Raw genomic sequence first — 25378 nt, 5'->3', positions numbered from 1 at the left:
TTCAAACACCGATCCTGTAGGAACCGCTACTATTACGACAATCCGGACGACCTTCCGGAGGTAAGCATCAGTGATGTTACCGTTGCTGAGGGCAGTGAAGCTGTGTTTGTTGTAAGTATAGACAATCCAAGTACAGAAGATGTTGTAGTAGATGTAGTTACAGTACCTGGCAGTGCTTTAGCGGGCGATGACTATACCCCTGTAACGACCACGGTAACCATACCGGCTGGACAGACCAGTGTAGAAGTAGCTGTAAGTACGCTTAACGATGATTTATATGAAGGCGAAGAGCAGTTCACTTTAGAAGGGACGGTAACTAGTGGCAACACTTCAAACACCGATCCTGTAGGAACCGCTACTATTACCGACAATCCGGACGACCTTCCGGAGGTAAGCATCAGTGATGTTACCGTTGCCGAGGGCAGTGAAGCCGTGTTTGTTGTAAGTATAGACAATCCAAGTACAGAAGATGTTGTAGTAGATGTAGTTACAGTACCTGGCAGTGCTTTAGCGGGCGATGACTATACTCCTGTAACGACCACGGTAACCATACCGGCTGGACAGACCAGTGTAGAAGTAGCTGTAAGTACGCTTAACGATGATTTATATGAAGGTGAAGAGCAGTTCACTTTAGAAGGGACGGTAACTAGTGGCAACACTTCAAACACCGATCCTGTAGGAACCGCTACTATTACCGACAATCCGGACGACCTTCCGGAGGTAAGCATCAGTGATGTTACCGTTGCTGAGGGCAGTGAAGCCGTGTTTGTTGTAAGTATAGATAATCCAAGTACAGAAGATGTTGTAGTAGATGTAGTTACAGTACCCGGCAGTGCTTTAGCGGGCGATGACTATACCCCTGTAACGACCACGGTAACCATACCGGCTGGACAGACCAGTGTAGAAGTAGCTGTAAGTACGCTTAACGATGATTTATATGAAGGTGAAGAGCAGTTCACTTTAGAAGGGACGGTAACCAGTGGCAACACTTCAAACACCGATCCTGTAGGAACCGCTACTATTACCGACAATCCGGACGACCTTCCGGAGGTAAGCATCAGTGATGTTACCGTTGCTGAGGGCAGTGAAGCCGTGTTTGTTGTAAGTATAGATAATCCAAGTACAGAAGATGTTGTAGTAGATGTAGTTACAGTACCCGGCAGTGCTTTAGCGGGCGATGACTATACCCCTGTAACGACCACGGTAACCATACCGGCTGGACAGACTGAGAGTACACCAATCTTGGTATCAACAATAGATGATGATGTATTTGAAGAGGATGAAACATTTACAGTGATTGGAACAGTTATCAGTGGAACTGTGGCTAATAGCCCTGTTCAGGCGACTGGTACAATTACTTCAAATGAAATCCTAGCGATCAATGACATCAACGATACGTTTGAAGGTCAACCGGTAAGTGGCGATGTAGGCACCAATGATGAGAACCCTGACGGCCCTGCAGACAGCGAGGTATACACAGTACTTACGCAGCCTGCTAGTGGTAGTTTAGTTTTCAATGCTGACGGAACCTATACCTATACACCAAACGATGGTTTCATCGGAGAGGATACCTTCAGTTATGAAGTATGTGATGGCGGAAGTCCACAGGCTTGTGATAGTGCAGATGTAATCATTCAGGTATTACCTATTGGTACACCAGACAATGCAGCACCTGTGGCAAACGACGATACAGCAATTACCGAAGCAGGAACTCCTGTAGACGGTAATGTACTAGTAAATGACTTTGATCCTGATGGTGATACAATAACTGTAACCGGTAATACTGAGCCAACAAACGGAAGTGTAACGGTTAACCCTGACGGAAGCTATACCTATACTCCAGAGCCTGGCTTTATAGGAGAAGATAGTTTTGAGTACACGGTATGTGATGATGCAGATCCATCATTATGTGCAACCGGAACAGTGACTATCGAGGTAGTTGCAGATACTGATAACACCACGGTAGCTAATGATGATGCGTTCTTCGGTTATATCGGCGAAGAGATCACCGGTAATGTACTTACCAATGATAGCGACCCAGAAGGCGATGCGATCAGTGTGATCAGCAATACGCAGCCTGCCAACGGAAATGTAACAGTAGCAGCTGACGGAAGCTTAACCTATACTCCGAATACGGACTTTAGCGGAGCAGATCAGTTTACCTATACCATTGAAGATGCAAACGGAGCACAGGATACCGCAACGGTTTACATCAGTGTAGATCCAAGTGAAAATGGCGGAAACACCATCCTAGCGATCAACGACATCAACGATACCTTTGAAGGTCAACCGGTAAGTGGCGATGTAGGCACTAATGATGAGAACCCTGACGGCCCTGCAGACAGCGAGGTGTACTCAGTACTTACGCAGCCTGCTAGTGGTAGTTTAGTCTTCAATGCTGACGGAACGTATACCTATACACCAAACGATGGTTTCATCGGAGAGGATACTTTCAGTTATGAAGTATGTGATGGCGGAAGTCCACAGGCTTGTGATAGTGCAGATGTAATCATTCAGGTATTACCTATTGGTACACCGGATAATGCAGCACCTGTAGCAAACGACGATACAGCAATTACCGAAGCAGGAACTCCTGTAGAGGGTAATGTATTGGTGAATGACTTCGATCCTGATGGTGATACAATTACTGTAACCGGTAATACTGAGCCAACAAACGGAAGTGTAACGGTTAACCCTGACGGAAGCTATACCTATACTCCAGAGCCTGGCTTTATAGGAGAAGATAGTTTTGAGTACACGGTATGTGATGATGCAGATCCATCATTATGTGCAACCGGAACAGTGACTATCGAGGTAGTTGCAGATACTGATAACACCACGGTAGCTAATGATGATGCGTTCTTCGGTTATATCGGCGAAGAGATCACCGGTAATGTACTTACCAATGATAGCGACCCAGAAGGCGATGCGATCAGTGTGATCAGCAATACACAGCCTGCCAACGGAAATGTAACAGTAGCAGCTGACGGAAGCTTAACCTATACTCCGAATACGGACTTTAGCGGAGCAGATCAGTTTACCTATACCATTGAAGATGCAAACGGAGCACAGGATACCGCAACGGTTTACATCAGTGTAGATCCAAGTGAAAATGGCGGAAACACCATCCTAGCGATCAATGACATCAACGATACCTTTGAAGGTCAACCGGTAAGTGGTGATGTAGGCACTAATGATGAGAACCCTGACGGCCCGGCAGACAGCGAGGTGTACACTGTACTTACGCAGCCTGCTAGTGGTAGTTTAGTTTTCAATGCTGACGGAACCTATACCTATACACCAAACGATGGTTTCATCGGAGAGGATACCTTCAGTTATGAAGTATGTGATGGCGGAAGCCCACAGGCTTGTGATAGTGCAGATGTGATCATTCAGGTGTTGCCTATTGGTACACCAGACAATGCAGCACCTGTAGCAAACGACGATACAGCAATTACCGAAGCAGGAACTCCTGTAGAGGGTAATGTATTGGTGAATGACTTCGATCCTGATGGTGATACAATTACTGTAACCGGTAATACTGAGCCAACAAACGGAAGTGTAACGGTTAACCCTGACGGAAGCTATACCTATACTCCAGAGCCTGGCTTTATAGGAGAAGATAGTTTTGAGTACACGGTATGTGATGATGCAGATCCATCATTATGTGCAACCGGAACAGTGACTATCGAGGTAGTTGCAGATACTGATAACACCACGGTAGCTAATGATGATGCGTTCTTCGGTTATATCGGCGAAGAGATCACCGGTAATGTACTTACCAATGATAGCGACCCAGAAGGCGATGCGATCAGTGTGATCAGCAATACGCAGCCTGCCAACGGAAATGTAACAGTAGCAGCTGACGGAAGCTTAACCTATACTCCGAATACGGACTTTAGCGGAGCAGATCAGTTTACCTATACCATTGAAGATGCAAACGGAGCACAGGATACCGCAACGGTTTACATCAGTGTAGATCCAAGTGAAAATGGCGGAAACACCATCCTAGCGATCAACGACATCAACGATACCTTTGAAGGTCACCGGTAAGTGGCGATGTAGGCACTAATGATGAGAACCCTGACGGCCCTGCAGACAGCGAGGTGTACTCAGTACTTACGCAGCCTGCTAGTGGTAGTTTAGTCTTCAATGCTGACGGAACGTATACCTATACACCAAACGATGGTTTCATCGGAGAGGATACTTTCAGTTATGAAGTATGTGATGGCGGAAGTCCACAGGCTTGTGATAGTGCAGATGTAATCATTCAGGTATTACCTATTGGTACACCGGATAATGCAGCACCTGTAGCAAACGACGATACAGCAATTACCGAAGCAGGAACTCCTGTAGAGGGTAATGTATTGGTGAATGACTTCGATCCTGATGGTGATACAATTACTGTAACCGGTAATACTGAGCCAACAAACGGAAGTGTAACGGTTAACCCTGACGGAAGCTATACCTATACTCCAGAGCCTGGCTTTATAGGAGAAGATAGTTTTGAGTACACGGTATGTGATGATGCAGATCCATCATTATGTGCAACCGGAACAGTGACTATCGAGGTAGTTGCAGATACTGATAACACCACGGTAGCTAATGATGATGCGTTCTTCGGTTATATCGGCGAAGAGATCACCGGTAATGTACTTACCAATGATAGCGACCCAGAAGGCGATGCGATCAGTGTGATCAGCAATACGCAGCCTGCCAACGGAAATGTAACAGTAGCAGCTGACGGAAGCTTAACCTATACTCCGAATACGGACTTTAGCGGAGCAGATCAGTTTACGTATACTATTGAAGATGCAAACGGAGCACAGGATACCGCAACGGTATACATCAGTGTAGATCCAAGTGAGAATGGTGGAAACACCATCCTAGCGATCAATGACATCAACGATACCTTTGAAGGTCAACCGGTAAGTGGTGATGTAGGCACTAATGATGAGAACCCTGACGGCCCGGCAGACAGCGAGGTGTACACTGTACTTACGCAGCCTGCTAGTGGTAGTTTAGTTTTCAATGCTGACGGAACCTATACCTATACACCAAACGATGGTTTCATCGGAGAGGATACCTTCAGTTATGAAGTATGTGATGGCGGAAGCCCACAGGCTTGTGATAGTGCAGATGTGATCATTCAGGTGTTGCCTATTGGTACACCAGACAATGCAGCACCTGTAGCAAACGACGATACAGCAATTACCGAAGCAGGAACTCCTGTAGAGGGTAATGTATTGGTGAATGACTTCGATCCTGATGGTGATACAATTACTGTAACCGGTAATACTGAGCCAACAAACGGAAGTGTAACGGTTAACCCTGACGGAAGCTATACCTATACTCCAGAGCCTGGCTTTATAGGAGAAGATAGTTTTGAGTACACGGTATGTGATGATGCAGATCCATCATTATGTGCAACCGGAACAGTGACTATCGAGGTAGTTGCAGATACTGATAACACCACGGTAGCTAATGATGATGCGTTCTTCGGTTATATCGGCGAAGAGATCACCGGTAATGTACTTACCAATGATAGCGACCCAGAAGGCGATGCGATCAGTGTGATCAGCAATACGCAGCCTGCCAACGGAAATGTAACAGTAGCAGCTGACGGAAGCTTAACCTATACTCCGAATACGGACTTTAGCGGAGCAGATCAGTTTACGTATACTATTGAAGATGCAAACGGAGCACAGGATACCGCAACGGTATACATCAGTGTAGATCCAAGTGAGAATGGTGGAAACACCATCCTAGCGATCAATGACATCAACGATACCTTTGAAGGTCAACCGGTAAGTGGTGATGTAGGCACTAATGATGAGAACCCTGACGGCCCGGCAGACAGCGAGGTGTACACTGTACTTACGCAGCCTGCTAGTGGTAGTTTAGTTTTCAATGCTGACGGAACCTATACCTATACACCAAACGATGGTTTCATCGGAGAGGATACCTTCAGTTATGAAGTATGTGATGGCGGAAGCCCACAGGCTTGTGATAGTGCAGATGTGATCATTCAGGTGTTGCCTATTGGTACACCAGACAATGCAGCACCTGTAGCAAACGACGATACAGCAATTACCGAAGCAGGAACTCCTGTAGAGGGTAATGTATTGGTGAATGACTTCGATCCTGATGGTGATACAATTACTGTAACCGGTAATACTGAGCCAACAAACGGAAGTGTAACGGTTAACCCTGACGGAAGCTATACCTATACTCCAGAGCCTGGCTTTATAGGAGAAGATAGTTTTGAGTACACGGTATGTGATGATGCAGATCCATCATTATGTGCAACCGGAACAGTGACTATCGAGGTAGTTGCAGATACTGATAACACCACGGTAGCTAATGATGATGCGTTCTTCGGTTATATCGGCGAAGAGATCACCGGTAATGTACTTACCAATGATAGCGACCCAGAAGGCGATGCGATCAGTGTGATCAGCAATACACAGCCTGCCAACGGAAATGTAACAGTAGCAGCTGACGGAAGCTTAACCTATACTCCGAATACGGACTTTAGCGGAGCAGATCAGTTTACCTATACCATTGAAGATGCAAACGGAGCACAGGATACCGCAACGGTTTACATCAGTGTAGATCCAAGTGAAAATGGCGGAAATACTATCCTAGCGATCAACGACATCAACGATACCTTTGAAGGTCAACCGGTAAGTGGCGATGTAGGCACTAATGATGAGAACCCTGACGGCCCTGCAGACAGCGAGGTGTACTCAGTACTTACGCAGCCTGCTAGTGGTAGTTTAGTCTTCAATGCTGACGGAACCTATACCTATACACCAAACGATGGTTTCATCGGAGAGGATACTTTCAGTTATGAAGTATGTGATGGCGGAAGTCCACAGGCTTGTGATAGTGCAGATGTAATCATTCAGGTATTACCTATTGGTACACCGGATAATGCAGCACCTGTAGCAAACGACGATACAGCAATTACCGAAGCAGGAACTCCTGTAGAGGGTAATGTATTGGTGAATGACTTCGATCCTGATGGTGATACAATTACTGTAACCGGTAATACTGAGCCAACAAACGGAAGTGTAACGGTTAACCCTGACGGAAGCTATACCTATACTCCAGAGCCTGGCTTTATAGGAGAAGATAGTTTTGAGTACACGGTATGTGATGATGCAGATCCATCATTATGTGCAACCGGAACAGTGACTATCGAGGTAGTTGCAGATACTGATAACACCACGGTAGCTAATGATGATGCGTTCTTCGGTTATATCGGCGAAGAGATCACCGGTAATGTACTTACCAATGATAGCGACCCAGAAGGCGATGCGATCAGTGTGATCAGCAATACACAGCCTGCCAACGGAAATGTAACAGTAGCAGCTGACGGAAGCTTAACCTATACTCCGAATACGGACTTTAGCGGAGCAGATCAGTTTACCTATACCATTGAAGATGCAAACGGAGCACAGGATACCGCAACGGTTTACATCAGTGTAGATCCAAGTGAAAATGGCGGAAATACTATCCTAGCGATCAACGACATCAACGATACCTTTGAAGGTCAACCGGTAAGTGGCGATGTAGGCACTAATGATGAGAACCCTGACGGCCCTGCAGACAGCGAGGTGTACTCAGTACTTACGCAGCCTGCTAGTGGTAGTTTAGTCTTCAATGCTGACGGAACCTATACCTATACACCAAACGATGGTTTCATCGGAGAGGATACTTTCAGTTATGAAGTATGTGATGGCGGAAGTCCACAGGCTTGTGATAGTGCAGATGTAATCATTCAGGTATTACCTATTGGTACACCGGATAATGCAGCACCTGTAGCAAACGACGATACAGCAATTACCGAAGCAGGAACTCCTGTAGAGGGTAATGTATTGGTGAATGACTTCGATCCTGATGGTGATACAATTACTGTAACCGGTAATACTGAGCCAACAAACGGAAGTGTAACGGTTAACCCTGACGGAAGCTATACCTATACTCCAGAGCCTGGCTTTATAGGAGAAGATAGTTTTGAGTACACGGTATGTGATGATGCAGATCCATCATTATGTGCAACCGGAACAGTGACTATCGAGGTAGTTGCAGATACTGATAACACCACGGTAGCTAATGATGATGCGTTCTTCGGTTATATCGGCGAAGAGATCACCGGTAATGTACTTACCAATGATAGCGACCCAGAAGGCGATGCGATCAGTGTGATCAGCAATACGCAGCCTGCTAACGGAAGCGTAAGTGTAGCAGCTGATGGAAGCTTAAGCTATACTCCAAATCCGGACTTTAGCGGAGCAGATCAGTTTACGTATACTATTGAAGATGCAAACGGAGCACAGGATACCGCAACGGTATACATCAGTGTAGATCCAAGTGAGAATGGTGGAAATACTATCCTAGCGATCAACGATATCAACGATACGTTTGAAGGTCAACCGGTAAGCGGCGATGTAGGAACCAATGATGAGAACCCTGACGGCCCGGCAGACAGCGAGGTGTACACTGTACTTACGCAGCCTGCTAGTGGTAGTTTAGTTTTCAATGCTGACGGAACCTATACCTATACACCAAACGATGGTTTCATCGGAGAGGATACCTTCAGTTATGAAGTATGTGATGGTGGAAGTCCACAGGCTTGCGATAGTGCAGATGTGATCATTCAGGTATTACCTATTGAAGATGAATTGGATGTTAATGAACCTCCGGTTGCTAATGATGATACCGCTATTACAGAATCTGGTGTACCTGCAACGGGTAATGTATTAGTAAATGACTTTGATCCTGATGGCGATACCATTACGGTAACAAGTAATACACAACCAACAAACGGAAGTGTAACAGTTAATCCAGACGGAAGCTATACTTATATTCCAGAGCCTGGCTTTGTAGGGGAAGATAGTTTTGAGTACACCGTATGCGACGACGGAGAGCCTCAAGAGTGTGCTACAGGTACTGTTACTATTGAAGTGACTCCTGATAATGGCAACACAACCGTAGCGAATGATGATGCTTACTTTGGTTTAATTGATGCGGCTATTACTGGAAATGTTCTTGATAATGACTTTGATCCTGAAGGGCAAACACAGCAAGTTGATATTACAGTGTCTCCTGCTAACGGCCCTGAGAATGGAAGCTTGGTAATTAATGAAGATGGTTCATTCACCTATACTCCAAACGATGGCTTTATTGGAACAGATCAGTTTACGTATCAAATTTCAGATAACGGAACTCCTGTGGCAACAGATGTTGCAACGGTATACATCTCTGTAAGAGGTAGTGATATAGTGCCTCCACTTGCAAGTTTAAGTCTGGAAAAAGTTGGAATATTCAATGATGAAAATGGTGATCAAAGACCACAAGTTGGTGAAACCATTACCTATACATTTACCGTATATAATACAGGAGAGTCTACAATTTCAGATATTGTTATTGAAGATCCGCTAGTAGATGTTGTAGGAGGCCCAATCACACTTGAGCCGGGCGAAGTAGATGCAAACACGTTTACTGCTATTTATTCAATAACTCAAGCAGATATTGAGCAATTGTTTGTAGAAAATCAGGCTTTAGTAAGCGGTGTAGATCCTTATGGAGATGTAATTGAAGATTTATCTGATGATCCAAATAATAGTGATGATGAAGATGTAGATAATGATGGAGAACCAGATGACGTTACGGTTACAATAATACCAAATGTTTTAGCAGAGGAAGACATTGTTATTTACAACGTAATGACGCCTAACGGAGACGGTCTTAATGATATTTTTATGATTGAAAATATTGATAGATTCCCTGATAATAAGGTTCAGATTTTTAACAGATGGGGAATAGAGGTATTTAGTACAGAAGGATATAGTATCAATAATGATAATGTCTTTAGAGGCTTCTCAGATGGTCGTGCTACTGTACGCCGAGGAGAGCGTCTTCCTACAGGAACCTATTATTATATGATTGAATATGCTGATCCTGATAGTGGTCAGGTGAGACGTAAAGCCTCATTCCTTTACATTAATTAAAATTGAATTACTCAATGAGTATTTATAATAAACGACTTCATATGGTAAAAAGAAATTTGGGTAAGTTGGTTCTGCTTTTTGTACTGCTTATTTCTTTAAGCGGATACAGTCAGCAAGATCCGCAATACACGCAATATATGTACAACCCTTTGGTGATCAACCCCGCGTATGCGGGGAACCGCGGGGTAACCAGTATTTTGCTATTACATCGCAGTCAGTGGGTTGGTCTGGATGGAGCGCCAAGCACGCAAAATCTATCAGTTCACAGCCCTATAGGTTTAGGAAAAGTTGGACTAGGTTTTAGTTTGGTAAATGATGTTTTGGGACCTGCGCGAGAAACCTATTTTAATACTGATTTTAGTTATACCATAGATACGGGTGCTGAGGGTAAATTCAGTTTTGGATTGAAAGGTTCTTTGAATTTATTAGATGTCGATTTTAGCCGAACTAATCCATTCAACCAGAATGATCCTTTTTTAGTGAGTATTGATAATAAGCTTTCCCCAAACGTAGGTGTTGGTATCTTTTATCACGATGCTAAATTTTACGGTGGATTATCCGCTCCGCAGTTATTGCGTACTGATCATTTTGACCGAAGCGGTTCACAAGGAGCACAAACCTTTGTTTCTGAAGAAGAAATTCACTATTATGGTTTAGCAGGTTATGTATTTGATCTCAATCGAAATTTGAAATTTAAACCTTCGACATTGGTTAAGATGGTTGCAGGAGCACCTCTTTCGGTAGATGTGAATGCAAACTTTTTATTGTACGATAAATTGACCTTAGGAGCTTCCTATCGTTGGAGTGCTGCATTGAGTGCTTTGGCGGCTTTTCAGGTGAATGATGGTTTGCTTATTGGCTTCGCATATGACAGAGAATCAACAGATTTAGGAAATGCGACTTACAATAATGGAACTTATGAAGTATTTTTACGTTTTGAATTATTTAAAGAATACAACCGTATGTTAACACCACGATTCTTTTAATTAAAAATACGCCCCTATGAAACAATTATTACAAGTCATTCTACTCTTAGCTATTGCTTTTAGTTTTGATAGTGTTTATGCTCAGGAACGTGAGATTGCTAAGGGAAACAAAAAATTTGATCAATACGCTTTTGTAGATTCTCAAAAGATTTACTTGCGTGTAGCGGAAGAAGGTTACGAATCTGCAGACCTATTCTCAAAACTGGGAGATAGTTTTTACTATAACGCTGACTATAAAGAGGCAGTAACTTGGTATACTAAACTGGTTGAGAAATACCCGGAGGAAGTGACTCCTTACCAATATTTTAGATATGCGCAGGCCTTACGGGCAGAAGAGCAGTATGACAAATCTACTGAGATGATTGCGCTGTATCAAGAAGCGGTGAGTAGTTCTGATGATTTATACAGCAGTCAAAGCATTTCAGAAATAGAAAATGGTAGCGCAACTTTTGAGATTGAAAAGCTAAAAGTAAATGCAGCTAAATTTTCTGATTTTGCTCCTTCTTTTTACGGAGGGCAGCTTTTATTTGCATCTACCCGTGATACCGGTACATTCACAAAACGTATTCACAAGTGGAATGACCAACCCTTCCTTGATCTATACGTAGGTGATATTGATGAAAACAATCAGGTTGCCACGGCTTCTAAATTACCAGGTAGTGTAAATACTGAATTTCACGAAAGTACTGCTTTACTAAGTACTGATGAAAATACGCTTTATTTTACCAGAAATAATTTTACTAACGATACCTATAAGGCTGATAGCAACAATACCAATAGATTGAAGCTTTATAAGGCTCAGCGTAATGGAGATGGTTTTAATAACGTAGAAGAACTTCCATTTAATGACAATGGCTTTTCCACTGCACACCCTGCGCTTTCAGTAGATGGTAAAACTCTTTATTTTGCATCGGATAGACCCGGAACTTACGGTGAATCTGACTTGTGGAAAGTTGCTCTAAACGAGGATGGAACATTTGGAGAGGTTGAAAACTTAGGAGATAAGATTAATACTCCGGGACGTGAGACTTTCCCTTTTATTAGCAAAGAGGGCAAATTGTATTTCTCAACAGATGGTCGTGCCGGTTTGGGAGGTCTAGATGTTTATGTATATGATTTTGAAGATGAAAGCCTAGAAAATATTGGTGCCCCTGTAAACAGTGTAAAAGATGATTTTACATTTATCATTAATAGTGAAACCGGTAGAGGCTTTTTTGCAACCAACCGAGCTAACAATCCGCTTGATGATGATATATATACCTTTATACAATCTGCTTGCGAAAGTACACTCATTGTAAATGTTATTGATAAGAATACTAAAGAGCCACTTAACGGAGCAATGGTAGGTGTAAGAGATACAGAGAATAATCTTGTTGTTTCAGGAACTGCCGAGACTCCAGATGCGACCTTTACTTACAACGATCCGGAGTGTGACAAAGAATACTTTGTACGCGGGGAGATGGAAGGTTATTTAACGGATGAAAAACTGGTTAAAATTCCTTCTTCGAGCAGTGAGGTAAGTGTGGTTCTAGAATTAGAGCCTTCGATAACACAGATACCACCTGATTTTGATCTTGGTAAATTGATCAATCCAATTTACTTCGACTTTGATAAATCGTACATCAGACCGGATGCGGCTGTAGAATTAGCAAAGGTTATCGAAATTTTGAAGGAATATCCTGAATTACGCATAGATGTGCGTTCTCATACAGATAGTCGTGGGAACGACGCTTATAACCTTGCGTTATCAGAAAGACGTAACAAATCTACCATTGACTATATCGTAGAAGAGGGAGGAATTTCCAGAGAGCGTCTAACCGGTCGTGGTTATGGAGAAACTCAATTGCTCAACGAGTGTAGCAATGGCGTACAGTGTACCGAAGAGCAACATCAACTCAATAGACGTAGTGAGTTTATTGTTCAAGACTATTAATTGTCAATGCATCTAACATAACAAACCCTGAGAAGCCTTCTAAATTTAGAAGGCTTTTTCTATTGTTACAGGGGGTTTGTATTTGTACATTTACCACTAAAACAAGTTTATGAAAGAAGAATTGGTGATTTTGGTTGATGAAAACGACCGTCAAGTAGGCTTGATGCCTAAGATGGAAGCGCATGAGAAAGCGTTACTTCATCGTGCATTTTCGGTATTTGTTTTCAATGATCAGAATCAATTAATGATTCAACGCAGAGCGGCACATAAATATCATTCTCCGGGATTATGGACAAATACGTGCTGCAGTCATCAACGAGAAGGAGAAACCAACGTAGAGGCCGGGAAAAGACGTCTGATGGAAGAAATGGGCTTTACCACTTCGCTTACTGAGAACATATCTTTTATTTACAAAGCGCCATTTGATAATGGTTTGACGGAACATGAATATGACTATATTCTTTTAGGGGATTATAATGATGAGCCCAATATTAATCCTGATGAAGTTTCAGAATGGAAATGGATGTCTCTAGAAGATATTGAAAAGGATATGAAATTACATCCTGAACAGTATACCGAATGGTTTAAGATCATATTTGACAAATTTTACAACCAGATAGAACGCTAATGAAACAGGTTACAGTGAAGCGTAAAGCGCATTTTAACGCTGCGCATCGGCTTTACAGAGCCGATTGGGATGATGCTAAGAATCTTGAAGTTTTCGGGAAATGTAGCTATCCTAATTACCACGGGCATAATTATGAACTTATCGTAGCTGTTACCGGCCCCATTGATCCTGAAACTGGTTTTGTGATTGATCTAAAAGTGCTCAAAGATTTGATCAAAGCAGAGGTTGAAGAGCCGTTTGATCACAAAAATTTAAATCTTGACGTACCTGAGTTTTCAACATTAAATCCTACCGCAGAAAATATCTGTGTGGTGATTTATGATAGATTAAAAAAGCACCTCTCTGAGACCTTCAAGATCGAAGTAACCCTTTATGAAACCCCACGCAATTCAGTAACCTATTCTGGCGAATAATTATAAGAAGCAAACTAATCAAAAAGCCTTAGGGCTCATTTCAATACAATTATGAGTAAAACGGTTTATCCAATGACTTTTCAACCTGTCCTAAAAGAAAAAATCTGGGGAGGTCAAAAACTAAACAAACTATTTAATAAAGGAAACAGCGCCACCGCAAAGATGGGGGAGAGCTGGGAAATAGCAGATCTTGAAGAAGGGCAGAGTACAGTGAGTAATGGCGCTTTACAAGGAAAAACACTTAATGAGGCGATTTTAGAAGATCCAGCGGCTTTATTAGGAGCTAAAGTCTATGATAAATTCGGCCCACATTTTCCGTTGTTGATCAAATTTATTGATGCTGCTTTTGATCTTTCGATACAAGTGCATCCTACAGACGAAACTTCACCTACGGGTGTTGGTAAAACCGAAATGTGGTACATCATGCAAGCTGATGAAGGTGCCAAGCTTACCGTAGGATTTAACCAGAAAATCACCAAGGAGGAATATGATAAGCGCATAGATGACCTTAGTATTGAAGAAGTAATGGATCAGCATATAGTTAGTGAAGGCGATTCATTCTTTATCAATGCCGGTAGAATTCACGCCATAGGTGGTGGTGTGTTGTTAGCTGAAATTCAGCAAACATCAGACGTGACGTACCGTGTATATGATTATAACCGAAAGGATGATGAAGGGAACTTAAGAGATCTTCACGTCAAAGAATCGCGAGAAGTTTTAGATTTTGAAACCACTCAGGATTTTAAATTAGAATACGACCGAAGCGCTACAAACACTCCTCAAGTCGTTAAACATCACACCTATTTCAAAACGGAATGGGTAAAACTTACTGAAGCGTATTCTATAACACGTACAGATTCATTTACAATTATAATTGTAGTAAGCGGATCGCTTAACTTTTCTGACGGTGAGATTGAAGGTAGTTTAAACGCCGGAGAAACGCTGTTAATTCCTGCTGCTAGTGACGTGGTTAACTTAGACGCAGAATCTTGTGAGATTCTCGAAGTTTACTTGTAACCGCTTTAAAAATTAGATGTACTTTTGCAAAAATTTTTATTATGGCAAGTATTAGAGATCTTAAGAAAGATATAAACTTTGTTTTAGGCGATATTATCGACGCAGTATACATTTGGGAGGCTATCAATCCTAAAGAGGATCACAAAGAAGCTGAAGCTATTGTAGATGATGCTATTGTGACCTTTGACGAACTTATCGCAAAAGTAAATAACAATAAAGTTGAAAACAGACGTAAACATCTAAATGCGGTTAACGCAGAATTAGAAGAGCGCGGTAAGGCTTTAATTGATCGAGTGAACGCATTGTAATTAAGGTTCGCCCTAAAATGAAAAAGGCCCTTAACTTCAAAAGTTAAGGGCTTTTTTTATACGCTGAACATTTGGTCAGCATATCAAACAATAAACTTAGCTCTCTTTACTCTTCAACTACAGTTGAGTCAATTGTAGTTGTAGTCGCCTCATTGGCATTAGTTTCTTTACGCTCCTCGATATAGTCTTTAAGCGCTTTACCATATTTAGATTTGCGTACTTTAGGTTTTAGCGAAGTATAGATAGTATCTAAATATTTAATATTGGCATCAAATATTTCAGAAACAGCGAGGTATGGCGCGATCTCGTAGTCTTTATTGGTAATGGCAAAATTAACTGTATATAAATACTTTCGCTTCATTAAATTCTGAAGTTGCGTATCGTAATAAATGATCGAGTCTTCGATGCCTTCTTTTCTTACCTCAAAACTTCTCTTGATTAAATCAAGGTTCTTATCATTAAATCGATGAATGACTTTTGAATATTCATCCAGTTTTTGTTGGTTTTGCGAACCGGTAATAGCTGCCTGACTTTCAAAATTCTTTAGCGAAGTGTTTAATGTCATTTCACCTGGTTCTGCAAAAATCATGATGCGATCGTCGTACTCATAAGCGTCTATTTTTTCAAGAGTGAGATAAACAATTTGGGGTTCTTTTAGATCAGTAATAAATTCAAAATCAGGATTTCCATCTACAATAACGCTGTCTATATTTACAAGCGAAGTGTCTTCAATACGCTGTAAATAAATCTTTCCTTTTTTTAAACCATTAATTTTTCCGGTAAGTGTGAAGTCACCATCCTTACCACAACTTGCAAGGACTAATAAACATACGAGGCCAAGAATAGCCGATCTAATTTGCATTTTTTGTCATTTTAGGTTGCAAATATGCCTAAATTCTTCTTTAAATACTAGTGCAGGGGCGTTTACTGAAGTCAAATTATGAACAAGCCTATTGTACAGCGGAAAAATGTACAATTGCTTCATCTATATTTTACCTTGGAACTAACGTTACTCTCTGATAAATCTGGTAATTTCTTTGATCAATTCGGTATTGATCGGTCGAGATGCTTCGTTGTAAGATTTTGAATTTTCGATATCATCACCTTCAATGGTTTTGAGAACGTGATTCATGCTTTCAATTGTCGCATATTCTGCCTTGGGTTGCGCCTCTTTTAAAAGTTCGCCTTCCTTAAGTGGAACTTGAAGATCTTTAGTTCCCGTAACAATAAGTATAGGGATATCTAGCGCGCTGATCTCTTCAGCAGGATCATACTTGATCCAACTTTTCATAAAGGGTTGCACAGAAGGTCTAAAAATGGACGCTAAAGCAGGATTGTAGTTTTTAGAAGTTCCGGTCTCTTTTAAATCGGTTAATGCTTGTTGCGCATTTTCTGCTAAACCGGGAGCTTGCTTTGTGATCTGATCAAGAATAACAAGATCTATCGCCTGACCGGCACCGGCAATAGAAACTAACTTACTGACCTTAGTCTGTTGTGCTGCGAGCTTTGCAATTAAGGCTCCCTGAGAATGCCCGATCAATACAATTGTTTTAAAATCTTGCTCAAAATAATTTACCGTAGAAGCAGCATCGCTAACAAAATCATCAAAGCTGAGTTGTTCTTCTATCAGTGCATTTTGACGCATTAAAGCAAAAAGGCGTTTGTCATATCTAAACGTAGCAAAACCGTTTTTGGTAAGCTGCTGAGCTAGTTGCTTGAGGCTATTGTTTTGCATCATTTGCTGATTGCCATTGCGATCTGTAGGTCCTGAACCGGCAATTATAATGGCTAACGTATCAGTTTGCTTTACAGGTTGAAGCAGTGTCCCGGAGATAAACTCATTAATTCTAATTTCAGAAGATGTAGGGTCTTGACTATGAGCAGTGCTAACCGCTAACATCAGACCTATAATGAAAACAAGCCGCATACCTTATTTCAATTTTGAATAGTGTGTTAATAAGGCATCAATTTTCTCGGGATATTGTGTGCCTAATAGTAACTCATTACCATCGTTAAAAACCAATTGAAGTCCCTTTCTGCCTTTGGTAGTTAGGGCTTTTCGCTTAGTGAATGAAATACGGTAGCCCCAACCGCCGTATTCTCTGATAGGATTGTATTTGCGAATTTTCGCGCTCTTAATTTCGCTCCAAGCTTTAAACCTTGACTTGATATGAAAAGGAACAAAGCGATATGTAATTCCTTTTTCGTCTATTGTGGTTTCTAATTTGAAGATATACCAAAAGCCAAGAAAGAGGCCTAAAATCACTAAAATGCTGAGAATCACAGAAGCGATCTCGAACTTAGAAAATTTTAAATTATCCCAATCTAAAACAAGCGGACTTACGGCAATTGCGAGAATTACTACTAGGAGTAAGCGTAACCACCATTGATCAAATCGCTGTATTTCTTTAAATGTTTTCATACAGAATAATCTATTAAAAATAATGCCACAAACTAAAACAAAGATATCTAGTTGATGAAAGTCTTACACAAATTTTAAGATAAGATAAGGCTAAAAGTTTGACCGCAGAAGGAAGTCCCTGATTAATGTAGGTCTATAACGGTGCTTTTTCTATTTAATTTCATATTCCAAATTAACCTTAGTTGCGTGCGGGTAAAGAAGTGTGATGGCTTATTTTTGCCGAAAATTAGCAACAATGAAAAGAAGATTTTTAGCATTTGGTATTATATTGAGTTTAGCTTTTAACGTAAAAGCAATGGGTAGCGACGAAGATTGGGGAAGTAAAGGCCACCGTGCAGTAGCTGCAATAGCGACTAAATACTTAAAACCGAAAACTAGAAAGGCAATTGAAAAACTTTTGGGTGCAGAAACCTTAGTTACTGTTTCAACTTATGGAGATGAAATTAAAAGCTATGAAGAATATAGAAAGTACAGCAGCTGGCATTACGTAAATATAGCACCTGGCTTAACCTATGCTGAAGCTGATAAAAATGAATATGGCGATCTTGTACAAGGAATAAGAACTTGTAAGGAGATTTTACTTTCTGATGAATCTTCAGAGGAAGAAAAAGCCTTTTATTTAAAAATGCTCGTTCATTTTATTGGAGATTTACACCAACCTCTACATTTAGGTCGCGCTGAAGATAAAGGCGGGAACGATTTTCAAGTTCGCTGGTTTAACGACGGAACGAATTTACACTCGCTTTGGGACACCAAAATGATCGAAAGCTATGGGATGTCTTATAGTGAATTAGCGACTAATTTTGGTGAGGTTTCAAAAACCGAATATAAGGCACTTACTTCAGGTGATGTATTAGACTGGGTTAGTGAAGGCCAGGATCTCGCGGAAATGGTTTATGCATCTGCAGAAATAGGAGAGAAGCTTAGCTATCGCTATCAAGCAGATAACTACCATATCATTCAAGAGCAGCTTCAAAAAGGCGGCGTGCGCCTGGCAGCTGTCTTGAATGAGATTTTTAAATAGTAAGTTAAGACCTTAAGAAACTCTAGCCACTTACTCGTCAGCCAGTACGTGGCTATCTTTATATTGTTTCGGCGTTGCGTCGCAATATTTTTTAAAGATACGGGTGAGATGACTTTCATCTGTAAATCCTAATTGGATCGCTATTTGCGAAACCGTAAAATCAGAATTTAAAAGACGGTCTTTAGCAATTTCTAACTTGTACAGTAAGATATAATTGTGCAAGGAGTTTCCTGTTTCTTTCTTGAAGTAATTGCTGAGTGTACTACTCGTAATATGAAAGTGTTTAGCAATTGCAGAAATCTTGAGCAAATTGGTATCATAAATATTATACCTGATGTACGCATAGATCTCATCAATGCGCTCATTTTTCTTAGTAGATTTTGGGGTAATATGCTCCGGATTTTTCTCAGTAACATTTCGAGCGATTATACTGAGTATCGTACTTACCATATTGGCAATAATTTGCAAATAATATTGCTCTTTGGCCGTGTTTTCTTTTCTGATAAAAAATAGAATACGCCATATAAGGTCACGATCTTCAATATTTTTAAGCGCTTCCTGAAATTTACGTTTAGGATGATTAAGAATAAATTCACTACGACGTAACCAGTTTTGTTTGTCTGGTAGACTCACTTTGCTGGAGAAAAGCAGATCAGTGAATTTGAAAATAATAAACGTTGTAGTTTCGTGAGTTTTGATGTCTGGGACTTCATTCTTTGCAAAGACAAATATATCACGACTCTTGTAAGAGGTCACTTTGTGATCAATCGTAATACGACCGCTACCTTCTTCAATAAACAAGATCTGAAAATAAATGTCACCTTTATTTACAGCATCCCATCTCGACGTAGAAAATCGATCAATGATAAATATGTCTTGCCAATTAAGTTGTATCATGGCACTTGTAGGATTTAGATTAAATAAGGGGTGAAAATTTGTCTAAGGACTGTTGTAAAAGTTACAAGAAATTTTAGAGAAATTTACTAGAGCTAATGATTGACCTCTAATTTATTCTGATTCTAAATCTTTAAAATAACGTTCTATCAGTTATTCCAAGTTAGGGATTTAAGTATCATTAATTTTTAAACAAATAGTTAAAAATCAATGATTTCAATATTAATCGCTGTGAGTTAGCCTATTTATTCGATTTAGCCAATAATGTTAAAGTTTTTGTAAAAAATTATGACACGATGAATTTCAACTCGTTTCTATAAGTAGAAGGTGTTTTTCCCGTAAATTTTTTGAATTGTTTATTAAAATGACTGAAGTTGTTAAAGCCACTTTCAAAACAAACATCAGTGATACTTATGGGTTTTTCGTGAAGTAGTTTGGCCGCGTGCACCAGTCGATATTCATTTACAAATTGGGTAAAGGTCTTTCCTGTAATTTTTTTAAAGTAGCGACAAAACGCCGGAACGGTCATACTCACCAATTCTGAAATTTCTTCGAGTGTGATCTGACGTTTAAACTCTTCTTTGACAAAATTGAAGATAATATTGATGCGGTTATTGTCTTGAAGTTCGGTCTCTAGGATAAAACCCTGAGCATTAAGAACCGTGTACTTTTCTGCAGATTCTAATTGTTTTAAGATATCTAGAAGGCCTAAAAGACGTTCATAATTAGAAAGCGACTTTAAAGTTTCGATCTTAGAACCTATGATTCGTTTGAGTTCGCCGTGAAAAACAATGCCCATTTTAGCACGCTCAAACAGGGCTTTGATGCTGCGCATTTCAGGAATATTAAAAAAAGACTCACCTAAGAAGTCCGGACGCATCTGAATCACTGTTTCGCGCTCGTAGTTATTCAAGGAGTCTGTAAAGCCACAGTGGGGTAAATTAGAACCAATAAGTATGAGTTCGCCATTTCTATAATAAGAGATGTGACTGCCCACTTGGCGCTTGCCGGTACCTCCTTTTACGTAAACAAGCTCAAGTTCAGGATGATAGTGCCAGAAATTATGACTGTTGTTTTCGTGATTTTCATCGTAAGTACGGTAGGAAAAAGAGCTTCCAAAACCTGGTTCTATTTTCTCAAAGGCTGGTTTTGGGGATTTTATCATAATATTCCTGTTAATTTAGTATAAAGGTAGCCAAGGCTTTAACCTGTGACTTATGCTATATTAACCTAAATATATAGGTTTTTCACAAATTTAAATTTTAATATTGGTTTAAGGTTAATATAGCACATAAAATTGCACAATGGGTTCTATTTCAGGCTGGTTTTGCGCCATACATTTGTAATGTGAATAAATTAAATCACTCACAAAAAACCAAACCTATGAAAACAACTATTAAAACTTTGGTATTCGCATTGACTTTAGCCCTTACTCTAAACGCCAATGCAGCAGACGGAATTGCAGTTACAGTGAATGAGAACTTCATGGTAAAAGTAGAGTACACTAATGCAATTGAGGGAGCTCAGATTTATCTTGAGGATGTTGATGGAGAGCGTCTTTACAGTGAGTATGCAGGAAGCGTAGCTAATGATTCTAAAACTTTAAGCTTAGAAGAATTACCGGTAGGTAAATACTACTTGATCTATGAGGATGATTATGCTAAATCATACACTACGATCAAAAAAGAGTTTAAAGGATTAGACATTGTTAAAGATGAAAGTAAAACCATCTTTAAGCCTAATTACCGAGTGGAGAATGACATCGTAATGATATCATTTACGAATCCTAAAGAGGTAAAAACAACTACACGTGTTTATGACGAGACTGGTGCAATCATTGAGTCTATGTCTGATACAAACCTAGTAGTTAAGCAAGCTCTTAACTTTGAAGAGTTGCCTGCTGGAAACTACAGAATTGGTGTCTCAATTGGGAAAGATTATTTCTCAAAGCAAATCGCTATCAAATAAGTTTATAACCCTAGTAATTAGAAAAGCCTTGTTGCAACTGCAACAAGGCTTTTTTTTTGTTTAATATTTTAAATAGAAGAGCGCCCAGTAAATCAGAAGAAATTGCAAACCTACACGAGCCCAAAGTAGCCATTTAGGTAAATTCATTCCTGCTTTTTTAGAAGAAAGCATATAAAAGTGTACAAGAAAAAAACTAATGAGCATAGCCACGATACCGTAGATTGCACAATTCTTGAATAGGGGTATGCAAATACCTATACCTAATAGGATCTCGGCAAACCCACTTAAAAAGACTAATGGTTTATGTGCAGGAAGGTAGCGCGGCATAATGCGCATATACGCTTTGGGCTTTATAAAATGCATTAGACCGGCGACTATGTACATAATTGCCATTAAATAGAGATGCCAAGGATAATGCATAATATATAGTTTACAAGTTTAATTTAGTAATTTACAACATCTGAAGATTCTGGCTTTTCAAAAAAACCATCATCAACTTCAAAAAATCGGATGTTACGCAGTTGGGCTTCGCCAATAGGATCGCCAAAAACTCCTTTTTCTTCAGACCAGTTATAAAATTTCCAAGTAGTAGCTAGCGGTACTTGTTCTATTTCTTTATAATCAGAATAAGCGATCGCGTGCGGTGCTGCTTCAGCATTCTCAATAGTTTTATCACCAAAGGTTACAATATAAGCGGTTGCTTCTACGCGGTTTTCTTCATCCAAGTAGCCAATATACCAGTCATCAGGAGTATCACCGGTGCCACCTTCAAAAGTCAACTTAAACTGACCTTCAGTATCATTGGTTAATTGCTGAATGTTCACGCCCGGATCCTGGAGTTTAAATGGAAAGGCAAAAAAGTAAGGCCAGGTAAAAATATCAAAACGGGCCCCATCAGGTATTGCGCCTTGTGGAGCACTGTAAACTTGAGATCCGTCATAAATCAATTGGGTACCGTCTGTTTTATCTATTCGTATCTTACTGCTGTTTGTAAGCAGGCTAATCGTGGCGTTGATGCGTTCATTTCCGCCAAACATCAATTGAAGATCAAAAGCTACGGCCTCTTGTGCAGCAAACGCCGCTTTGTTATGAGCGCTGGCGATTTTGTCAACAAAAGGATTTGAAGTAGTAGTTACCTGTTGTTCTTGCTTAGGAACATCTTTAGATTCTTCTGAGTTGTTTTGTTTACACGATAGGATCGCGAGTGTAAGCAGTAAAAAGATAGATTTATTCATAATTCAAATTTCGTTTTATGAATAGTAGAAATTTGAAACAGAACTTACAGAAAATAATTTGAATTTCTAATGAATTTCAGTTGCTATCGATAAGGTGCGGGTGAACCCCTTAAATTCTTGCAGCGATTTTTGATTGACAATGATTGGGTTGATCTTGATTTTTTTACCAGCACCTTCAATCACATAATCCCCTAAATTATTAGTGTAGAACCGTTCTACAGCATTCAACGGGATTTTTTTTCCGAAGAAAAGATGATTTCTAATGATCTCAGTATCGGTTACGATAAGGTATTGATAATGGTATTGGTATAGAAACTGCCCTAAATAAAGCACACTTAGCACAGGCATATAATAGTCTAGTAACCAGATGTTATGCGGTTCTGTATAAAGTAATTTCAGAATAAATAAAATTATCCAGACAATACCTATAGCCAGATTGAGATATAGCCTCCTCTTTTTGTATAATAATTTCATACAATCCTAAATATTTAAATACTCATCATTTCTATTTAGGGGGAGGATTCTCGACTTTGGTAAGAGAAGAATAATAAAATAATAAGTCTGTGAAATAATATGTTCTAAAAGTACAAGAAACCTTGCACTTGATAAAGAGTAAAACGGTTTTGTTGATAATAAACTTGAAAATTGGGGGGAAATCCCGTCATAAACGATGTCTAAAGTCTGGCGTACGCCAGTTTTACAGGAATTCCCTGAGCATCAACTTGATTTTCATCAGTGATAAAATGGGTTTGAGTTTTTAAGCCTATTTGGTTCGCAAGACAGAGGCACAGAGCGTCAAGAATGTCATCGCGCTTTACTTGATTTCTTTTGGTCTCTGCGAATATACGTTCGTACAGAATCTTTGCTTCAGGATCAAGCCGGGCAAGTAGGTCAAGCCTTTGCTCAACTCCTTCCTTTTGACTTTTTTTTGACAACAGAATTTGGCCTTGATTGAGGTATTTAAAACAAATTTCAGGATGACTTTCCAGCAATTGAATACTAGTGCTTTTTGAAGTAATTATATAACGATCTGTTTCTAAGATCTTGTCTTTTATATTAAGCGTTTGCTCTGAAAGACTTTTCCCTAAAATGCGTTTATTAAGTTCTTTAGCCTTTTTCTTATCCACTTCATAAACGGCTGCTCTACAAGGCGCATTAAATATTGTGGCACTTCTGCTTTTTAGCTCTTTACGGAGTTTGACCTCGATGCTTCGGTAAAACTTTTCAGAAGAAAGCCCGATGGGAATATCAATAAAAAACCGTGCAGCATTCTTTACACAATGCTCCAAATCGTCAATTCGATCTAAGAGGGAATATTGATAGCCTTGCTGATCCTTCCAAATTAAAAGCCAGCCCGCTTTGCAACCATCAATTCCACCTGCAATCATTTATACGAGCTCACCGGCCAACTTTAGTCGGCCTCCTTTTTCGATGATTTGAGTTTTCATTTTTTCAAATGCAGCCTCATCTAACGCGCGGGTTGCATCTTCATAAAGGGTTACTTTGAAGCCTTCTTCAAGTGCATCAAGCACCGAAAAACTCACACAATATTCTGCAGCTAAACCACAAAAGTAAAGTGAAGTGACGCCTTTTCCTTTAAGATATCCGGTAAGTCCTGTAGCTTTTTTATGCGCATTATCATAAAAGCCGCTATAACTGTCTATTGCTGGATCTGTTCCTTTTCTAAAAATAGCTTCAATACGCGCTGCGTTCATATGTGGATGAAAGTCTGCGCCATCAGTAGTTTGCACACAATGTACCGGCCATAAGGTTTGCTCCAAACCATCTATCACGGTCGTGTCAAAATTTTCTTTGTCGTGATGATTGTCTGCAAAGCTACTGTGATTTTCAGGATGCCAGTCTTGCGTAGCAATGACCAAATCAAATTTTTCCTGAAGTTTGTTTACCAAAGGAATGATTTGATCTCCACCGGGAACGGCAAGCGATCCACCGGGCATAAAATCGTTTTGCATATCAATGATGACGAGGGCTTTCATAAGTATTGGTTATTTCTGGTTGTTTATATTTTCTAAATAGTCGAGCGCCTTAGAATCTTCGGTTTTCAAAAGAACTACACCACAACGTGCTCGAGATCCGTAGATCGCAGACGCACTAGTGCCCGTCAAGATGGTGTCAGAAATCGAAAACGTTTCTAAGTGTTCCACTAATGATTTGTATTGCGGACTTTTTTCTAAATCCAAAATATGAGATTGCGTTGCCTGTAACACAAAAAGGATTTTACAATCAGCGGTAACTTTTGGCTTCTTGCTTTCGCGTTCCTTTAAAGCTTGGCGTTGTTCTTCATTTAAACCGGTTAACGAAATGCCGGGACGCGGCCCTACAAATTGCGCATCGTAAAGAATCTTGGCTTTGATCATTTTCAGCTTTTCTTCAGAATCTTCGAGTTGCTGATATTCTTGAAGCCACGTTTCATTTTCATTCTGGGTTAAAAGAGCTTTTGTATTCGTCTCTTGAGCATTTGCAGGAAGCGTTAGTGTTACTAAAAAAAGGCAGATTGTAAAGAGTTTCAT

General features: G+C 40.2%; 21 protein-coding genes and 1 pseudogene. 11 read left to right on the top strand and 11 right to left on the bottom strand.

What is annotated here, in order from left to right; all coding sequences use genetic code 11:
• Nucleotides 1–66: 66 nt before the first annotated feature.
• The 9 genes and pseudogenes from HCN54_RS10905 (at nt 67) to HCN54_RS10870 (ending at nt 15304) form a co-directional block, all read left to right on the top strand.
• Nucleotides 67–4053, top strand: a complete 3987-nt coding sequence (locus HCN54_RS10905) for an Ig-like domain-containing protein (protein WP_410503587.1) — start codon at nt 67–69, stop codon at nt 4051–4053.
• A gap of 20 nt (nt 4054–4073) precedes the next feature.
• A pseudogene (locus HCN54_RS10900) lies at nt 4074–9266 on the top strand (Ig-like domain-containing protein); the annotation flags it as partial.
• Entirely contained in the window at nt 9240–10019 is a 780-nt protein-coding gene (locus tag HCN54_RS17630) for a gliding motility-associated C-terminal domain-containing protein (protein WP_410503586.1), read from the top strand. The pseudogene HCN54_RS10900 and the gene HCN54_RS17630, both read left to right, overlap by 27 nt.
• 41 nt (nt 10020–10060) lie before the next feature.
• The gene (locus HCN54_RS10895; protein ID WP_167597826.1) at nt 10061–11005 is read left to right on the top strand and encodes a type IX secretion system membrane protein PorP/SprF; all 945 of its coding nucleotides are present in this window, start codon (nt 10061–10063) and stop codon (nt 11003–11005) included.
• A gap of 16 nt (nt 11006–11021) precedes the next feature.
• Complete coding sequence (locus HCN54_RS10890) at nt 11022–12938, top strand: OmpA family protein (protein ID WP_167597825.1); 1917 nt, start codon at nt 11022–11024, stop codon at nt 12936–12938.
• 109 nt (nt 12939–13047) lie between these two features.
• Complete coding sequence (gene idi / locus HCN54_RS10885) at nt 13048–13566, top strand: isopentenyl-diphosphate Delta-isomerase (RefSeq protein WP_167597824.1); 519 nt, start codon at nt 13048–13050, stop codon at nt 13564–13566.
• Entirely contained in the window at nt 13566–13979 is a 414-nt protein-coding gene (locus HCN54_RS10880; RefSeq protein WP_167597823.1) for a 6-pyruvoyl trahydropterin synthase family protein, read from the top strand. The genes idi and HCN54_RS10880 overlap by 1 nt, the downstream gene beginning before the upstream one ends.
• A gap of 72 nt (nt 13980–14051) precedes the next feature.
• Complete coding sequence (locus HCN54_RS10875; RefSeq protein ID WP_240924865.1) at nt 14052–14996, top strand: type I phosphomannose isomerase catalytic subunit; 945 nt, start codon at nt 14052–14054, stop codon at nt 14994–14996.
• Nucleotides 14997–15037: 41 nt separating this feature from the next.
• The gene (locus tag HCN54_RS10870; protein WP_167597821.1) at nt 15038–15304 is read left to right on the top strand and encodes a hypothetical protein; all 267 of its coding nucleotides are present in this window, start codon (nt 15038–15040) and stop codon (nt 15302–15304) included.
• A 106-nt stretch (nt 15305–15410) separates the two neighbouring features.
• Here HCN54_RS10870 and HCN54_RS10865 read toward each other — a convergent pair whose 3' ends face one another.
• The 3 genes from HCN54_RS10865 to HCN54_RS10855 form a co-directional block, all read right to left on the bottom strand.
• Nucleotides 15411–16166: a DUF4369 domain-containing protein gene (locus HCN54_RS10865; protein ID WP_167597820.1), complete on the bottom strand. Its 756-nt coding sequence runs from the start codon at nt 16164–16166 to the stop codon at nt 15411–15413.
• A 147-nt stretch (nt 16167–16313) separates the two neighbouring features.
• Complete coding sequence (locus tag HCN54_RS10860; protein WP_167597819.1) at nt 16314–17231, bottom strand: alpha/beta hydrolase; 918 nt, start codon at nt 17229–17231, stop codon at nt 16314–16316.
• Nucleotides 17232–17234: 3 nt separating this feature from the next.
• On the bottom strand, nt 17235–17726 hold the full coding sequence (locus HCN54_RS10855; RefSeq protein ID WP_167597818.1) for a hypothetical protein: 492 nt from the start codon (nt 17724–17726) through the stop codon (nt 17235–17237).
• Between the two features lie 235 nt (nt 17727–17961).
• On the opposite strand from HCN54_RS10855, the gene HCN54_RS10850 reads away from it, so the two are divergent.
• Nucleotides 17962–18750 (top strand): S1/P1 nuclease, encoded by a 789-nt coding sequence (locus tag HCN54_RS10850; RefSeq protein ID WP_167597817.1) that lies wholly within the window; start codon nt 17962–17964, stop codon nt 18748–18750.
• Nucleotides 18751–18780: 30 nt separating this feature from the next.
• Here the strand turns inward: HCN54_RS10850 and HCN54_RS10845 are convergent, their stop codons facing one another.
• Both HCN54_RS10845 and HCN54_RS10840 read right to left on the bottom strand, forming a co-directional pair.
• The gene (locus tag HCN54_RS10845; RefSeq protein ID WP_072980364.1) at nt 18781–19647 is read right to left on the bottom strand and encodes a helix-turn-helix domain-containing protein; all 867 of its coding nucleotides are present in this window, start codon (nt 19645–19647) and stop codon (nt 18781–18783) included.
• A gap of 283 nt (nt 19648–19930) precedes the next feature.
• Nucleotides 19931–20809: an AraC family transcriptional regulator gene (locus tag HCN54_RS10840; protein WP_072980361.1), complete on the bottom strand. Its 879-nt coding sequence runs from the start codon at nt 20807–20809 to the stop codon at nt 19931–19933.
• A gap of 218 nt (nt 20810–21027) precedes the next feature.
• Here HCN54_RS10840 and HCN54_RS10835 point away from each other — a divergent pair, with 218 nt between their 5' ends.
• The gene (locus tag HCN54_RS10835) at nt 21028–21612 is read left to right on the top strand and encodes a hypothetical protein (RefSeq protein WP_072980359.1); all 585 of its coding nucleotides are present in this window, start codon (nt 21028–21030) and stop codon (nt 21610–21612) included.
• Nucleotides 21613–21672: 60 nt separating this feature from the next.
• Here the strand turns inward: HCN54_RS10835 and HCN54_RS10830 are convergent, their stop codons facing one another.
• The 6 genes from HCN54_RS10830 to HCN54_RS10805 form a co-directional block, all read right to left on the bottom strand.
• Complete coding sequence (locus HCN54_RS10830; protein WP_167597816.1) at nt 21673–22032, bottom strand: DoxX family protein; 360 nt, start codon at nt 22030–22032, stop codon at nt 21673–21675.
• 23 nt (nt 22033–22055) lie between these two features.
• A complete protein-coding gene (locus HCN54_RS10825; RefSeq protein WP_167597815.1) occupies nt 22056–22847 on the bottom strand; it encodes a hypothetical protein in 792 nt (263 codons plus the stop codon).
• A 66-nt stretch (nt 22848–22913) separates the two neighbouring features.
• Nucleotides 22914–23321, bottom strand: a complete 408-nt coding sequence (locus tag HCN54_RS10820; protein WP_072980353.1) for a hypothetical protein — start codon at nt 23319–23321, stop codon at nt 22914–22916.
• 200 nt (nt 23322–23521) lie between these two features.
• On the bottom strand, nt 23522–24235 hold the full coding sequence (locus tag HCN54_RS10815; RefSeq protein WP_167597814.1) for a DUF429 domain-containing protein: 714 nt from the start codon (nt 24233–24235) through the stop codon (nt 23522–23524).
• Nucleotides 24236–24844 carry a bifunctional nicotinamidase/pyrazinamidase gene (gene pncA / locus HCN54_RS10810; protein ID WP_167597813.1) on the bottom strand — a complete coding sequence of 203 codons (609 nt, stop codon included), beginning with the start codon at nt 24842–24844 and terminating at the stop codon, nt 24236–24238.
• A 9-nt stretch (nt 24845–24853) separates the two neighbouring features.
• Nucleotides 24854–25378, bottom strand: a complete 525-nt coding sequence (locus tag HCN54_RS10805) for a hypothetical protein (protein ID WP_167597812.1) — start codon at nt 25376–25378, stop codon at nt 24854–24856.

This window comes from Leeuwenhoekiella sp. ZYFB001, assembly GCF_011784865.1.
GTDB classification, from domain to species: Bacteria; Bacteroidota; Bacteroidia; order Flavobacteriales; family Flavobacteriaceae; genus Leeuwenhoekiella; species Leeuwenhoekiella palythoae.
Note: the sequence above shows the minus strand (reverse complement) of the source record. Positions and strands in the feature narration are given on the sequence as shown.

Coding starts and splice junctions, on each gene's coding strand:
- idi (WP_167597824.1), top strand. CDS start 13,048: ATGAAAGAAGAATTGGTGATTTTGGTTGATGAAAACGACCGTCAAGTA.
- HCN54_RS10850 (WP_167597817.1), top strand. CDS start 17,962: ATGAAAAGAAGATTTTTAGCATTTGGTATTATATTGAGTTTAGCTTTT.
- HCN54_RS10840 (WP_072980361.1), bottom strand. CDS start 20,809: ATGATAAAATCCCCAAAACCAGCCTTTGAGAAAATAGAACCAGGTTTT.
- HCN54_RS10830 (WP_167597816.1), bottom strand. CDS start 22,032: ATGCATTATCCTTGGCATCTCTATTTAATGGCAATTATGTACATAGTC.
- HCN54_RS10880 (WP_167597823.1), top strand. CDS start 13,566: ATGAAACAGGTTACAGTGAAGCGTAAAGCGCATTTTAACGCTGCGCAT.
- HCN54_RS10820 (WP_072980353.1), bottom strand. CDS start 23,321: ATGAAATTATTATACAAAAAGAGGAGGCTATATCTCAATCTGGCTATA.
- HCN54_RS10805 (WP_167597812.1), bottom strand. CDS start 25,378: ATGAAACTCTTTACAATCTGCCTTTTTTTAGTAACACTAACGCTTCCT.
- HCN54_RS10875 (WP_240924865.1), top strand. CDS start 14,052: ATGACTTTTCAACCTGTCCTAAAAGAAAAAATCTGGGGAGGTCAAAAA.
- HCN54_RS10865 (WP_167597820.1), bottom strand. CDS start 16,166: ATGCAAATTAGATCGGCTATTCTTGGCCTCGTATGTTTATTAGTCCTT.
- HCN54_RS10855 (WP_167597818.1), bottom strand. CDS start 17,726: ATGAAAACATTTAAAGAAATACAGCGATTTGATCAATGGTGGTTACGC.
- HCN54_RS10825 (WP_167597815.1), bottom strand. CDS start 22,847: ATGAATAAATCTATCTTTTTACTGCTTACACTCGCGATCCTATCGTGT.
- pncA (WP_167597813.1), bottom strand. CDS start 24,844: ATGAAAGCCCTCGTCATCATTGATATGCAAAACGATTTTATGCCCGGT.
- HCN54_RS10890 (WP_167597825.1), top strand. CDS start 11,022: ATGAAACAATTATTACAAGTCATTCTACTCTTAGCTATTGCTTTTAGT.
- HCN54_RS10870 (WP_167597821.1), top strand. CDS start 15,038: ATGGCAAGTATTAGAGATCTTAAGAAAGATATAAACTTTGTTTTAGGC.
- HCN54_RS10815 (WP_167597814.1), bottom strand. CDS start 24,235: ATGATTGCAGGTGGAATTGATGGTTGCAAAGCGGGCTGGCTTTTAATT.
- HCN54_RS10845 (WP_072980364.1), bottom strand. CDS start 19,647: ATGATACAACTTAATTGGCAAGACATATTTATCATTGATCGATTTTCT.
- HCN54_RS10835 (WP_072980359.1), top strand. CDS start 21,028: ATGAAAACAACTATTAAAACTTTGGTATTCGCATTGACTTTAGCCCTT.
- HCN54_RS10860 (WP_167597819.1), bottom strand. CDS start 17,231: ATGCGGCTTGTTTTCATTATAGGTCTGATGTTAGCGGTTAGCACTGCT.
- HCN54_RS10895 (WP_167597826.1), top strand. CDS start 10,061: ATGGTAAAAAGAAATTTGGGTAAGTTGGTTCTGCTTTTTGTACTGCTT.